This window comes from Amycolatopsis sp. WGS_07 (genome assembly GCF_045278895.1).
Taxonomy (GTDB): domain Bacteria; phylum Actinomycetota; class Actinomycetes; order Mycobacteriales; family Pseudonocardiaceae; genus Amycolatopsis.
In genome coordinates this window covers 4209950-4221920 of the sequence record NZ_CP136053.1, presented here as the reverse complement: position 1 = coordinate 4221920, position 11971 = coordinate 4209950, and the positions used below count along the sequence as shown (strand labels likewise).

Annotated in this window: 10 protein-coding genes and 2 tRNA genes; 2 read left to right on the top strand and 10 right to left on the bottom strand. The window is 68.4% G+C overall.

From position 1 onward, the window contains the following. Window positions 1-33: 33 nt before the first annotated feature. The gene (locus tag RPX00_RS20175) at window positions 34-870 is read right to left on the bottom strand and encodes an oxidoreductase (RefSeq protein ID WP_406641407.1); all 837 of its coding nucleotides are present in this window, start codon (window positions 868-870) and stop codon (window positions 34-36) included. Further along, window positions 867-2339 (bottom strand): MFS transporter, encoded by a 1473-nt coding sequence (locus RPX00_RS20170; protein WP_406641406.1) that lies wholly within the window; start codon window positions 2337-2339, stop codon window positions 867-869. The genes RPX00_RS20175 and RPX00_RS20170 overlap by 4 nt, the downstream gene beginning before the upstream one ends. 134 nt (window positions 2340-2473) lie before the next feature. Here RPX00_RS20170 and RPX00_RS20165 point away from each other — a divergent pair, with 134 nt between their 5' ends. After that, window positions 2474-2923 carry a MarR family winged helix-turn-helix transcriptional regulator gene (locus RPX00_RS20165; protein ID WP_406641405.1) on the top strand — a complete coding sequence of 150 codons (450 nt, stop codon included), beginning with the start codon at window positions 2474-2476 and terminating at the stop codon, window positions 2921-2923. A 58-nt stretch (window positions 2924-2981) separates the two neighbouring features. On the opposite strand, the gene ftsX is transcribed toward RPX00_RS20165, so the two are convergent. The 7 genes from ftsX to RPX00_RS20130 form a co-directional block, all read right to left on the bottom strand. Further along, window positions 2982-3875, bottom strand: a complete 894-nt coding sequence (gene ftsX / locus RPX00_RS20160) for a permease-like cell division protein FtsX (protein WP_406641404.1) — start codon at window positions 3873-3875, stop codon at window positions 2982-2984. A gap of 51 nt (window positions 3876-3926) precedes the next feature. After that, window positions 3927-4616: a cell division ATP-binding protein FtsE gene (gene ftsE, locus RPX00_RS20155; protein ID WP_009073292.1), complete on the bottom strand. Its 690-nt coding sequence runs from the start codon at window positions 4614-4616 to the stop codon at window positions 3927-3929. Window positions 4617-4712: 96 nt separating this feature from the next. After that, window positions 4713-5816, bottom strand: coding sequence for a peptide chain release factor 2 (gene prfB / locus RPX00_RS20150; RefSeq protein WP_406641401.1), 1104 nt, complete (start codon window positions 5814-5816; stop codon window positions 4713-4715). A gap of 64 nt (window positions 5817-5880) precedes the next feature. Next, entirely contained in the window at window positions 5881-6381 is a 501-nt protein-coding gene (locus RPX00_RS20145; RefSeq protein WP_116206874.1) for a PadR family transcriptional regulator, read from the bottom strand. Between the two features lie 239 nt (window positions 6382-6620). Next, window positions 6621-6694, bottom strand: a tRNA-Met gene (locus tag RPX00_RS20140). 523 nt (window positions 6695-7217) lie between these two features. Further along, a tRNA-Met gene (locus tag RPX00_RS20135) sits at window positions 7218-7291 on the bottom strand. Window positions 7292-7358: 67 nt separating this feature from the next. Further along, the gene (locus tag RPX00_RS20130) at window positions 7359-10346 is read right to left on the bottom strand and encodes a UPF0182 family protein (RefSeq protein ID WP_406641399.1); all 2988 of its coding nucleotides are present in this window, start codon (window positions 10344-10346) and stop codon (window positions 7359-7361) included. Between the two features lie 148 nt (window positions 10347-10494). Between RPX00_RS20130 and RPX00_RS20125 the strand changes: the two genes are divergently transcribed. Continuing rightward, on the top strand, window positions 10495-11049 hold the full coding sequence (locus RPX00_RS20125; RefSeq protein ID WP_378303264.1) for a PPA1309 family protein: 555 nt from the start codon (window positions 10495-10497) through the stop codon (window positions 11047-11049). Here the strand turns inward: RPX00_RS20125 and RPX00_RS20120 are convergent, their stop codons facing one another. Then, window positions 11050-11943, bottom strand: a complete 894-nt coding sequence (locus tag RPX00_RS20120) for a DUF2236 domain-containing protein (RefSeq protein WP_406641396.1) — start codon at window positions 11941-11943, stop codon at window positions 11050-11052. Between the last annotated feature and the right edge of the window lie 28 nt (window positions 11944-11971).

The following is an 11971-nucleotide window of genomic DNA, read 5'->3' as shown; positions in this document are numbered from 1 at the left end:
CGCAGGTGATCAAGCACGCCGGTTTACGGCCGGTCACCCAGCGAAGTCAGTGCTCCTGGCGACCTTCTCCCACGCCGCGAGTTCCGCCTGCCCGCGCTCGTAGCTGGCCGCGACGTTGTCCGCCGCGTCCGTGCCCAGCGCGAGCCGCAGCGGAGGACGTTCGGCGGCCAGTGCGGCGAGGATCGCTTCGGCGGCCTTGACCGGGTCTCCCGGCTGCCGGCCGGCCACCTCGGCCAGCTGGGCGCGGATCGGCCCGAGCTGCTCGCGGTATGCCTCGCCCTCCTGCGTGAACAGCAGCACTCCCTGCTCGTTGAACGCCGTGCGGAAGGCACCCGGCTCGACGATCAGCACGTGGACGCCCCACGGCGCGAGTTCCTCCGCCAGCGCCTCCGACCAGCCTTCGAGCGCGAACTTGGTCGAGGCGTACGCGCTGACGCCGCCGAACGCGAAGCGCCCGGCCTGGCTGCTCATCTGCACGATCGCGCCGCTGCCCCGCTCCCGCAGGTGCGGCAGCACGGCCTTGGTCAACGCGACCGGGCCGAAGAAGTTGAGGTCCATCAGACCGCGCAGCTCGGCGGCGGTGACTTCCTCGGCCGCTCCGATGAGTCCCCGGCCCGCGTTGTTGACCAGCACGTCGATCCGGCCGTGCCGGTCGAGCACCTCGGCCACCGCCGGCTCGATCCGCGCCTCGTCGGTCATGTCGAGCGGCACGGCCGAAACCCGGCCCGGCGCGCTCGCGACCAGGTCAGCGACAGATTCCGGACGCCGTACCGCCGCCGCGACGGTGTCCCCGGCCGCCAGCGCGGCGACCGCGAGTTCCCGGCCGAACCCCGACGAAGCCCCCGTGATCAGCCAAACCCGTGCACTCATGCCGTTTCCCCTTCTCGAGTGAGCAGCCCGACCGCGATCGCGCCGAGCGTCGATACCGCGGCGATGGTCCAAAGCCCGACGTGCAGCGCGCTCGTATACGCGGCAGCCGCCGGCTCACCGCCGGTCCTTTCCCCTTGCAGCAGCTTCGCGGTGATCGCGCCCGCCTGGTCCGGGCCCATCCCGGAACCGAGGCGGGACTGGGTCACCGCGGCGAGCAGCGAGCCCAGTACGGCGATCGACACCGATTCCCCGCCCAGCCGCATCGTGTTGAACACCCCCGCCGCCATCCCGGCCCTGGCCGGTTCCACCGACGACACCGCGGCCCCGTCGAGAATCGCCAGCGAAACGCCGAATCCCGCCCCGATGCACAGCAGCGGTCCGGCGATCTCCCCGACCGCCGCTCCCGGGTGCACCACCGTCAGCCAGGCCGCCCCGACCGCGACGAGCAGCAGGGTCGCCACCAGCAGCAGCCGTTGCGACACCCGGTGCGCGATCGAACTGACCAGCACCGGCACGACCAGCGTCGGCCCGGTGAGCAGCATCAGCAGCAGCCCGGCGGCGAGCGCGCTCAGTCCGTCCACCGCCATGAAGTACGCCGGAAGCGCGATCAGCAGCGCCACGAAACCGAAGGCAAGCAGCACCGGCATCGCGCAAATCGCCAGGAACCGCGGCCGCGCGAACAGCGACACGTCGATCATCGGGTGTTCCGCGCGGCGTTCGATCGCCGCGAACCCGGCCAGCAGGACCGCGAACCCGGCGAAGGAGGCCAGCACCAGCGGGCTGTCCCAGCCGAGTTCCGGGCCTTCGACCAGCGCGAGCACGAACAGCGACAGTCCGAGGGTGAAGGTGAGCGCACCCGGCCAGTCCGGACCGGCCGGATGCGCGTCCTTCGATTCGGCGAGCTTCGGCGCCACCCCCAGCAACGGCAGCAGAACCACCGCGGCGACGCCGAAGAACGCCCGCCAGCCGCCCAGCGACGTCACCAGCACCCCGGCGGCCAGCGGACCGAACGCCAGGCCGAGCCCGATCGCCGTGCCGAACAGGCCGAACGCCCGCGTGCGCGCGGCGCCCTCGAAAGCGTGCGCGAGCAGCGCGCTGCCGCCGGTGGTCACGCAGGCCGCGCCGATCCCGGCGACCGCCCTGGCGGCGATCAGCACCCCGATCGACGGTGCGCACGCCGCCGCCAGCATCGCGGCACAGAACACACCGATGCCCGCGGCGAACATCCGCCGCCGTCCGGCGAGATCGGCCAGCGAGCCGGTGATCGCCATGAAGCTGGCGAAGGTCAGGAAGAACGCGTTCACCACCCACTGCGCGGACGAGAGGCTGGTGGCAAGGCTGCCGCTGATGTCAGGCAGCGCGAGCGACGCACCGGTCGCTGTGACCGGGACCAGCACGATCGCCGCGCATACCGCGAACAACGTGAGACCGGGCTTGGCCTGCCGCGGCATGGCGACGACGACCCCCATGAAGCTCCCCCACCCAACCATTCGAACTCTGATAGACACCAAAGATCGAAGCAGCATTCGTAGGTTTATGTCAAGTCGCAGGGGCCGAGGCGATGTTCGAAGGCTGATAGTTTGGGGGCGGGCTAGGAGGTCGCATGGGCGTCGAAGAGCGGATCGCGGAGAAGCTGGACCCGCGGCTCGGCAATCACCTCAAGCGCGCCGAAGTCGCGTTGATGGCGGAGAAAGGCCGCGTCCTCAAGCCGTTCGGACTGTCGGTTCCGCAGTACGCGGCGATGCACGCGTTGTCGGTCGCGCCGCTGTCCGGGGCGCAGCTGGCCCGGGTGTGCTGCGTGACTCCGCAGAGCATGACATCCATGTTGTCCACTTTGGAGTCGAAGAACCTGGTCGAGCGCACCCCGTCGGAGGTGCACGCGCAGGTGCTCATCGCCCGCTTGACGCGGTCCGGGCACGCGGTCTTCCGCAAGGCCAACGAAGCCGCGCTCGCCGTGGAGGCGCGGTTGTCGGCGGAGTTCGAGCCGGAAGAAGAAGAGCTGCTGCGCGCGCTCTTGGCGCGCGCGGTCAAGGTGCTGGGCGAAGGCGGCTGAAACGCACGAACCGCCCGGCGAAACGTTCGCCGGGCGGTTCGGGTGCGAAGAAGAGCGGCTAGTGGCGCACGTACAGCCGCAGCGTGACGTAGCCGGTGATCGCCGAGATCACGATCGACACCGCCAGCAGGATCGGCGCGACCGGGAACAGCACCTCGAGCGTGGTGATCTGCGGGAACACTTCGCCGGTGAAGACCGTGTCGAGGAAGGACAGCTTCGTCAGAAGCAGGAACACCACCCCGAGCACGGCACCGACCGTGCCGGCGACCACCGCCTCCAAGAGGAACGGCAGCTGGGTATACCACCGTGTCGCGCCCACCAGGCGCATGATGCCGACTTCCGTCCGCCTCGTGAACGCCGAAACCTGAATAGTGTTCGCGATCAGCAGGAGCGCGGCGACGGCCATGATGAGCGCCATCACGAACGCGATGTTCCGGACCCCGTTGAAGACGTTGAACACGCGGTCGAGGAACTTCTTCTGGTCGTCGACCTTCTTGACGCCGGGCTGGCCGGTGTACTGCTTGATGATCGCGTCGGACCGGTCCGGGTCCTTCAGCTTCACCTGCAGCGACGCGGGCAGCGCCTCGGGACCGGTCAGCTCGAGCAGTTCGGGCTGGCTGGAGAAGATCTTCTTGAACCGGTCGTAGGCCTGGTCGCGGTTCTCGTAGACGACCGACTCGACACCGGGGTTGTTCTGCAGCGACTGGCGGAGCCCGTTGCAGAGCGCCTGCGTGCAGTTCTTGTCGTTCGCGCTCACGTCGTCGACAAGCGCGACCGAAACTTCGACTTCGGCGAGGAAGTTCGCCTTCATCTTGTCGATCGTGCGCACGGCCAGCAGGCCGCCGCCGAGCATCGCGAGCGAGACCGCGGTGGTGAGGATCATCGCGATGGTCATCGTGACGTTCCGGCGCAAACCGGTGACGACCTCGCTGAAGACGAAACTGGCACGCATCGCTCTCGTGATTCCTTGGTTCGGGGCGGGAAAGGGCGGGGGCGGTGGGCGTCAGCGGCCGATGCCGTAGACGCCCCGGGCGTCGTCGCGGATCACGCGACCGAGCTGCAGCTCGACGACCCGCCGCCGCATCGAGTCCACGATGGAATGGTCGTGCGTGGCCATCAGCACGGTGGTGCCGGTGCGGTTGATCCGCTCCAGCAGCAGCATGATGTCCTGGCTGGTGTCCGGGTCGAGGTTCCCGGTGGGCTCGTCGGCGAGCAGCACGAGCGGCCGGTTCACGAACGCGCGGGCGATCGCGACGCGCTGCTGCTCGCCGCCGGACAGCTCGTTCGGCAGCCGGTCGGCCTTGCCGTCGAGGCCGACGAGTTCGAGCACCTCGGGGACGACCTTGCGGATCGTGGGCCGCGGCTTGCCGATGACCTCGAGCGCGAACGCGACGTTCTCCGCGACGGTCTTGTTGGCCAGCAGCCGGAAGTCCTGGAACACGCAGCCGATGGTCTGGCGCAGGCGGGGGACCCTGCGCCGGGCGAGCTTGGCGACGTCGAAGTTCGACACCATGACCCGTCCCTTGGAGGGCACCTCTTCCCGCAGCAGCAGCCGCAGGAACGTCGACTTCCCGGAACCGGACGGGCCGATGAGGAAGACGAACTCACCCTTGTCGATCTCGACCGACACCCGTTCGAGGGCGGGACGGGTCGAGGTCTTGTAGACCTTGGAAACCTCTTCGAGCCGGATCACGGTTCGGCATCCTACCCATGGGCCCCGTTAAGCCCGGGTTGCCGGTGCCCCGGGTGACCCGCGCCGCACCGGGCGCGGGCCGTCGCCGGGGGCGGATCAGATCGCGTTCGTCTGCTTGCGCCAGCGGATCCCGGCCTCGAGGAAGCCGTCGATGTCGCCGTCGAGGACCGCCGACGGGTTGCCGACCTCGAATTCGGTGCGCAGGTCCTTCACCATCTGGTACGGGTGCAGCACGTAGGAGCGCATCTGGTTGCCCCAGCTGGAGCCGCCGTCCTTGAGCGCGTCCATTTCGGCGCGTTCCTCCTCCTTTTTCCGCTGCAGCAGGCGCGCCTGGAGGACCTTCATCGCGGCCGCCTTGTTCTGCAGCTGCGATTTCTCGTTCTGGCAGGAGACGACGATGCCGGTCGGGATGTGGGTGAGGCGGACCGCGGAGTCGGTGGTGTTGACGCTCTGCCCGCCGGGCCCGGACGAGCGGTACACGTCGACGCGGATGTCCTTTTCCGGGATGTCGACGTGGTCGACCTCCTCGACCTCGGGCAGGACCTCGACGTGCGCGAAGGACGTCTGCCGCCGGCTCTGGTTGTCGAACGGCGAGATCCGCACGAGGCGGTGGGTGCCCTGTTCGACCGACAGCGTGCCGTAGACGTACGGGGCGGTCACCTTGAAGGTGGCGGACTTGATGCCCGCTTCCTCGGCGTAGGAGATGTCGAAGACGTCCGTGGGGTAGCCGTGGCGTTCGGCCCACCGCAGGTACATCCGCAGCAGCATCTCGGCGAAGTCGGCCGCGTCGACGCCGCCGGCCTCGGAGCGGATGTTGACGACGGCGTTGCGCTCGTCGTATTCGCCGGACAGCAGGGTGCGGACCTCGAGCGCGTCGATGTCCTTGCCGAGGTCGGCGAGGTCGCTCTCGGCCTCGGTCATGCTGCCGCTGTCGCCCTCGTCGGCGGCGAGTTCGTACAGGACGCCCAGGTCGTCGAGGCGCTGGCGCAGTTCGGAGACGCGGCGCAGCTCGGCCTGCCGGTGGGACAGCTGGCTGGTGACCTTCTGGGCTTCTTCCACGTTGTCCCAGAGGGTGGGGCTGGACGCCTGCTCCTCAAGTTCGGCGACCTGCGCCCGCAGCGCGTCGAGGTCCATCACCGACTCGATCTGCGTCAGCTTGCCGGTCAGGTCCTTCAGCGCCGCATCGAACTCATCACTCACGTCGGACAACGTTACGGCAAAACCCACGACCGGTCGCGAACCGGTCGTGGGGCCGTGGCGAAGCTCAGGCCTGCGGGATCGAGTCGAGCAGCTTCAGCGCGGCCTTGGCCTGCGCCTGGGCGAACTCGGCGACTGCCTTGGCGTAGGGGCCGTCGGCGGTCTTGGTGGCGTTCTTGGCCTCTTCGAGCTGCGCCTGGTAGGTGGTGCGGGCGCTGTCGAGCAGGGCGGTGCGCTGCTTGGCCGTCAGCGAGCCGGCGTGCACGAGCCGCAGGATGAGCGGGCTGCGCAGGTGGTCGGGTCCGGCCTCGGACGTGAGCCACGTCTTGAAGGCCTTCTTGCCCGCCGCGGTGAGCACGTACTGCTGGCTCGAGCGGGGTCCCTGCTTGCCGAGCCGGACGAGGCCCTCTTTCGAGAGCGCCGGAAGCTCGCGGTAGACCTGGCTGCGGGTGACACTGAAGAAGGCGCCGAAACGCTCGTCGGCGCCCGAGACCAGCTGCCCGCCCGTGGCGGGGCCGTCGTGGAGCAGACCGAGAAGAGCGGCGGCGGTTGCATTCAATTCGGACACCCCTCTACGGTCCCACTTATCCGCCGCTGTGTCCACAGTGGTCACCAATGAGTCCATTGTGGCCAGCGGCAACCCCTCTAACAGCCCAGTCCGCTGGTATGTCCACAGTAGACTCTGCCACGCTCCGCAACCACCGCCGAAACGATCACCGCGCCGCAACCACCACCCGAGCGACGGCCAAATGGCGCACAAAAAAACCGGGGCCCGTGCACCTGCACGAGCCCCGGCTTGTATCTACGTAGCGGGGACAGGATTTGAACCTGCGACCTCTGGGTTATGAGCCCAGCGAGCTACCGAGCTGCTCCACCCCGCGTCGTTGTAAAAACAACAATACACCCCCCAAAACACCCCACCACACCACCCCCCAAAACACCCCCTCACCAGCAAAAACACCCCACCCAACCCCCGGCCACCCCAACACCGCTCCGGAACCACCTCTTAACGCACCAACTTTCAGCACCGGCCAAAAGCGGCCCGAGAAGAGGTTTAGACCTCCACTCCCCGACCAGAAAACCGTTGGCACGTTGGAATATTCCAGCATCACTGTCGAAAAAGGAGCCCCCGCAGAACCTGCGAAAGCCGCAGCGTTTCTAGCCTAGAGATGCGAGTTCCGCAGAAGCCCTAAAGGACGAGCGGCTTTGGCTGGGCACCCGCAGCCTCTCCGCTCCCGCAACCAGCGGCCCCGCTAGCCCCCGGAACCCACCCTCAGAACCCGGCCCACCACGGGGGTCCAGGGGGCGAGCCCCCTGGCGGGGGTCTGGGGGTTCGACCCCCAGAAGACACAACGAAAGAGACCCGCCCTCGCGCTTTCTGCGAGGACGGGTCTCCCATCTCTGTAGCGGGGACAGGATTTGAACCTGCGACCTCTGGGTTATGAGCCCAGCGAGCTACCGAGCTGCTCCACCCCGCGTCGTAGGACCTACCTTACGCCCTGGTTTCCGGCGGGCGCAAAGCAGGTGCCTATTACGTAACCGAGGTCACCCGCCGGTCTGGGTCGGCGGCCCGCTGCTGGCGGGCGGGGTGGTCGGTTTGGCCGAGTTGTATTCCTTGGTGGCCGCGTCGAGCGCTTGGAGCGCGGCTCCCTGATCGGCGAAGTTGCCGGACTGCTGTGCCGCTTTGAGCTTGGCGAGCGCGGCCTGGATGTCGGAGACCGCTTTGTCCATGGCCGGGTTGCTGCCGCCGGTGCTGGGCGGCGGAGCCTGGGTGCTGGACGTCGGCGGGGTCGTGGTGCCGCCGGGTTCGCCTTCCTTCGGCGTGGTGGCCGCCGCGCCGGTGCCCTTGCCGAACACCTGGTCCAGTGCCTCGTTGAGGGTGGACGCGAAGCCGATCTTGGCTCCGTAGGAGACGAGCACGCGGGCGAGCTGCGGGTAGCTGAGCTGGTTGCGCTGGCGGATGTAGACGGGTTCGACGTAGAGGAATCCGTCGGCGACCGGGAGCGTGATCAGGTTGCCGTAGATGGGAATGACGTTGGGGTTGTTCAGCAGTGTCCGGTCTTGGGCGACGCGGGGGTCGCTCTGGAACCGGTTCTGCACCTGGACAGGCCCGTCGACCTGGTTGGCTCCGCTGGCCGGCGGTAGTCGGAGGACGCGGATGGTGCCGTAGTCCTGCGGATCGGAGGAAATGGACATCCAGGCGGAGAGGTATTGCCGTTGCAACCCGGTGAGCGCGCTGGTCAGCTGGAACGTCGGCCTGCCTTCGCCCGCCGCGTTGGCGAGGACGTAGTAGCCGGGCTGGTTGGCGACGTTCGAGCCGGCGGTGGTGGAGCTGCCGTCCTCGGTCGGGTCCTGCGGGACGCTCCAGAACGCCTGCTGCGCGTAGAACTCTTGTGGACTGTCCACGTGGTACCGGGCGAGCAGTTCGCGCTGGATCTTGAACAGGTCCTCGGGGTAGCGGAAGTGCGAGCGCAGTTCCGGCGAAATCTCCGAGCTGGGTTTGACGATGCCCGGGAACACCTTCTCCCACGCCTTGAGGACGGGTTCGTTGTCGTCGATCGAGTACAGGGTGACGGTGCCGTCGAACGCGTCGACGGTCGCCTTCACCGAGTTGCGGATGTAGTTGATCGAGTTGTTCGCCTGTTTGGTGACACCGTTGAGCGAGTCGTTGGTCGCTTCGCCGAGCTGGGTCTGCTGGGCGTACGGGTAGTTGTCGAGCGTGGTGTAGCCGTCGACGATCCACTGGATGCGGCCGTTGACCACCGCGGGGTACGGGTCGCCGTCGAGGGTGAGCCACGGGGCGACCCTGGCGACGCGGTCGCGCGGTTCGCGGTTGTACATGATCTTCGAGCCGTCGCCGATGGCGTCGGAGAAGAGGATCTTCGGTTCGCGGTATTCGGCGGCGAACATCAGGCGGTTGAACCAGTTGTCGAGCGAGACGCCGCCCTTGCCCTGGTAGAGATAGCCGCGCTGGGCGTCGGTGTCGTACTCGCCGGGCGCCTTGCCCGGGGTGCCGCCGACGATCGCGTAGTCGGACTGGTTGGTCAGCTCGCCGTAGTAGATCCGCGGCTGGTCGACCTTGATGCCCGGCTGGCCGTTCACCGAGCCCGCGCCCGCGGGGTTGGTGGTGTCGCTCGTGGTGGCGATCGGGTAGCCGCCGTCGGAGTTCGAATCCTTCACCGCACGGTCGATCGTGTTGGCGGGCGCGGCGACGAATCCGTTGCCGTGCGTGTAGACCATGTGCTTGTTGATCCAGTTGTTCTGGTTGCCGCTCAGCCCGTCGGTCTTCATTTCCTTGGCGGCCACGATGTAGTCCTGCGTGGTGCCGCCGATGGTGTACCGGTCGATGTCCAGCTTCGACGGGAAACCGTAGAAGTTCTCGCGGCCGACGCGCTGGGTGAAGGTGTCGCTGAGGATGTTCGGGTCGAGCAGGCGGATGTTGGACACCGTGCCGGTGTCGGCCTTCACCGCGTCCGCCGTGGTTTCGGTTTTGCCCGGGTACTGCTCGTATTTCACGTTGGTGAGGCCGTACGCCGCGCGCGTCGCGTCCATGTTGCGCTGGATCGACGGCGCTTCCTTCTCGTTGGCGTTCGGCTTGACCGAGAACTGGTCGAGAATCGCCGGCCACGCCACGCCGACCAGCACGCCGGAAAGGATCAGCAGGACCAGCGAAATCGCCGGCAGCTGCAGATTCCGCAGGAACGCGCCCGCGAAGAACGCGATCGCGCAGATCACCGAAATGCACAGCAGGATCAGCTTCGCCGGCAGCACCGCGTTGAGATCGGTGTACGTGGCACCGTTGAACAGCGGCATATTCCGGTCGGACAGCAGCAGGTTGTACCGGTCGAAGAAGTACTCGACCGCCTTCAGCAGCACGAAAAGCCCGACCGTGATGGCGAGCTGCGCGCGCGTCGGGCCGGCCAGCTGGCCGCCGCGGCCGGCGAGCCGGATGCCGCCGAAGATGTAGTGCGCGATCAGCGCGCCGAAGAACGAGACGACGATGGCGACGAACAGCCAGCCGAGCAGCCAGTTCACGAACGGCAGGGTGAAGGCGTAGAAACCGAGGTCGATGCCGAATTCGGGATCCTTCTGGCCGAACGAGGTGCCGTTGAGGAACAGCTGGATCGTCTGCCAGTCCCCGGTCGCCGACGCGCCGGAGATGATCCCGGTGAGCACCGGGATGCCGATGCCGAACAGCCGGATCCGGCTGACGATCACCGAGCGGTAGCGCGAGAGCGGATCGTCGCGGCCGGACACCGGCACGAACACCGGGCGGGTCCGGTAGGCGATCAGCAGGCTGACCGCCAGCGCGCCGCCGACCAGCAGCCCCACCGCGAGGAAGAGCACGATCCGGGTCACCAGCTGGGTGGTGAACACCGAACGGGCCTGCAGTTCGCCGAACCACAGCCAGTCCACGTAGGTGTCGAGCAACCGGACGCCGGCCAGCAGGGCCAGCACGATCACCGCGGCGATGATGAGAAGGATCCGGCTGCGCCGGGACAGCTTCAGGCTCACCGGGGGCCGAGTCGCCACGGCAATGCTCCTGTCTTCGTGAACACGTTCTCCGGGGACAGCTGTGTCCCCGTGACCTCTAACTCTACGGACGGTGCCGCGAGTTCCCGGGACCACCCAAACCGGGCACGCGCGGCGCGTCGCGGGGACGCCTGACACGATGGTCGCCATGCCACCGAGTGAGCCGTCTGCCGCCCACCCTGTCGCCGGGCTGGCCCGGGAAGTCGAAGAGTTCGTCGCCGCCGCGGGCTGGAACCAGCCGCCGCAGTTGTTCGCGCTGGTCCCGACCGCCGCGCTGCTGGACGAGCAGCCCGAACTGGCCGGTCAGCTCGACCGCGCGAACCCGCTCACGCCGGTGGCTCAGGAGGCCCTGCCGGACGGCGACCTCGCCGAATCGCTCGGCCGGATCGCGTGGCCGGAGATCGTGGTCGGCTGCGCGCTGGCGCAGGAGATCATCGTGCTGCCCCCGGACGTGGAGGCGGAACTCGAAGGAATCGCCGAGGCGGACGCCGAAAGCCTCCGCCGCGCCGCCGCGGACCACCCGCGCCGCACCGAGGCGCGGCTCGTGGCCGCCGTCCTGCGCGAGGGCGACGCGGCGTGCGTGATGCGGCTGCGCGGCGTCCAGCCGGGCGACGAGGACGAGAACGCGGTGGACGAACTGGTGGAAAGCCCGGATCTCGCGCCGAATCTGGTGGACGCGCTGAAGACGACCCTGCAGCCCTGATCAGCTCGCGACGGCCGCCGTCCGCTCCGGCGGCTGGTGGCCGTACCGGGCGATGTCGGCCGCGTCCGCGTGCGGGTCGGCGAAGTGATCCGACCAGGATCGATCGACGTGGTGCGGACGGGCCCCTTGGAGGCCGAGGTACGCCGCCACCAGGCCCGGCCCCGCCTTCCGCACCGCGGCGGGCGGTTCGGGCAACCGGTGGACCTCGCGCAGTTGCCTGCCGAGGAGGAGCAGCAGGCTCGGCGCGGCGAGGCGGCCCGCCGGTCCGGGGAACCAGCGGCGCCAGTCGAGGAAGAGCTGGTCCACGAGGGCCCGGCCGCCGTCGGTGAAGGCGAGCCGCTGCTCGTAGCCGTCGATCCAGTCCAGGAACTCCTGACGACCGGGCGGGATCTCCAGGCCCATGCGCTCGCCGACGCCGCGCCAGAACCAGTAGTGCGCCTGGTCCTCGGCCTCGGTGAAGACCGACAGTCCCAGCTCGCCGAGGATCCGGCCCGGTTCGAAGATCAGCGAACCGAGCGTGAACAGCTTGTCCTCGCCGGTGATCCCGAACCGGGCGTGGATCTCCTCCATCCGGTCGATGACCCGGCGGCCGGCTTCGCTGCTGTGCCCGTGCCGGATCATCTCGCCGAAGAACACGAGCGTGTGGTCGTTGCGGCGCCGGACGTTCCGCATCATGTCGCCGGTGCCGGTGCGGTAGACGATCCGCGCGATCGACGGCGAGGCGACCTGACGGGCGAACGCGACGGTGTAGGCGCCGTGCACGAACATCGCGTCGCCGTATCGCACGCCGAGGCTGAGGTGGGTGATGGCCTCGTTGTCCCGCACCGGGTCGAGGGCCGCGATCGCCGCCGCGAGGCCGCGCCCGCCGGCCAGCCCGTTCCTCCGCCGGTTCATGGGCACCTCCGGGGCAAGTAAGAACGCC

Bases quoted from the DNA above. Each gene is read 5' to 3' on its own strand.
- RPX00_RS20175 (WP_406641407.1), bottom strand. From the start codon at position 870: ATGAGTGCACGGGTTTGGCTGATCACGGGGGCTTCGTCGGGGTTCGGC.
- RPX00_RS20170 (WP_406641406.1), bottom strand. From the start codon at position 2,339: ATGGGGGTCGTCGTCGCCATGCCGCGGCAGGCCAAGCCCGGTCTCACG.
- RPX00_RS20165 (WP_406641405.1), top strand. From the start codon at position 2,474: ATGGGCGTCGAAGAGCGGATCGCGGAGAAGCTGGACCCGCGGCTCGGC.
- ftsX (WP_406641404.1), bottom strand. From the start codon at position 3,875: ATGCGTGCCAGTTTCGTCTTCAGCGAGGTCGTCACCGGTTTGCGCCGG.
- RPX00_RS20125 (WP_378303264.1), top strand. From the start codon at position 10,495: ATGCCACCGAGTGAGCCGTCTGCCGCCCACCCTGTCGCCGGGCTGGCC.
- RPX00_RS20120 (WP_406641396.1), bottom strand. From the start codon at position 11,943: ATGAACCGGCGGAGGAACGGGCTGGCCGGCGGGCGCGGCCTCGCGGCG.